General features: G+C 69.2%; 2 protein-coding genes. Both read right to left on the bottom strand.

Features of this window, described 5'->3' with window-relative positions; translation table 11 throughout:
• Nucleotides 1-705, bottom strand: a 705-nt coding sequence (locus tag AC1D15_RS33265) for a response regulator (protein WP_477829428.1), incomplete at its 3' end; no start/stop codon positions are given.
• Nucleotides 706-733: 28 nt separating this feature from the next.
• Nucleotides 734-1,181: helix-turn-helix domain-containing protein (locus AC1D15_RS33260; RefSeq protein ID WP_477829427.1), on the bottom strand; the 448-nt coding region annotated here is incomplete at its 5' end.

Genomic DNA, 1,181 nt, shown 5'->3' with positions numbered 1-1,181 from the left:
GACGTAACCCAGCCCGCGCTCGGTGCAGATGTAGCGCGGGTGCTTCGGGTTCGGCTCGATCTTGCGGCGCACGCGCAGGATCAGCACGTCGACACTGCGGTCGAACACCTCGGTCTCCAGGCTGCGCGTGTGCTCCAGCAGCTGGTCGCGCGTCCACACCTTGCCCGGCTGGCTGACGAAAGCCTCGAGCAGCCGGAACTCGGCCGGCGTCAGCGCGCAGGCGCTGCCATCGGCGGCGCGCAGCTCGCGCTCGCGCAGGTCGAGCGTCCAGTCGCCGAAATGCAGCTGGGCCGCGGGTTCGGTGGGGGCCGCTGCGGCCGCGGCGGGTTGCGTGCGGCGCAGCACCGCACGCACATGGGCCAGCAGTTCGCGCGGGCTGAACGGCTTGACGAGGAAGTCGTCGGCCGCGAGCTCGAGCAGCAGCACGCGGTCCATCTCGTCGCTGCTGCCGCTGATCATGATGATCGGCAACGCAGGGTGCCGCTCGCGCAGGCTGCGCGCGAGCGCCAGCCCGTGCTCGTCCTTCAGGCGCAGGTCGAGCAGCACCAGCGCGTGCGGTGCCTCGGCCAGTGCCGCGTGCATGCCGATGCCGTCGCCTGCGGTGCTGACGTCGAAACCGGACTGCGTCAGCGCGTCGTCGAGCGAGGCGCGCAGGTCAGGGTCGTCGTCGACGACGAGGATGCGCGGGCGGGCGGGGGCAGGCATCCCGGCAGTGTGCACCGGGGGGGATTGGCTACTGGGATGGGGATTTACCCGAGCCCCCGCCGAACCGCGCCTCGCCCTGCTTGCGGAACTCCTTCGGCGTCATCCCCTTGATCTCCAGGAAGCGCCGGTTGAAGTTCGCGACGTTGTTGAACCCCGCGTCGTAGCAGACGTTCGTGATGTAGCGGTCGGTCTCCATCAGCAGCTGGCAGGCCCGCGTCACGCGCAGCCGGTTCACGAAATCGGTGAAGGTGTTGCCGGTGGCGCGCCGGAAGTAGCGCGAGAACTGGCTCTCGCTCATGCCCACGCGCCGGCTCAGCTCGCCCATCGAGAACTGGCTCGCGCTGTTCTCGGTGATGTAGTCGACGATGGTGCTGATCTGCGCGAGCGAGGTGTCGTCGTCGAAGCTCTGCAGCGGCATGCTCGACAGCAGCCGGTAGTCGCTGCAGTCCGACAGCTCGCCGAGGAACTCCAGGAAC

The sequence above is a fragment of the Rhizobacter sp. P2_H2 genome, from assembly GCF_056403375.1.
Note: the sequence above shows the minus strand (reverse complement) of the source record. Positions and strands in the feature narration are given on the sequence as shown.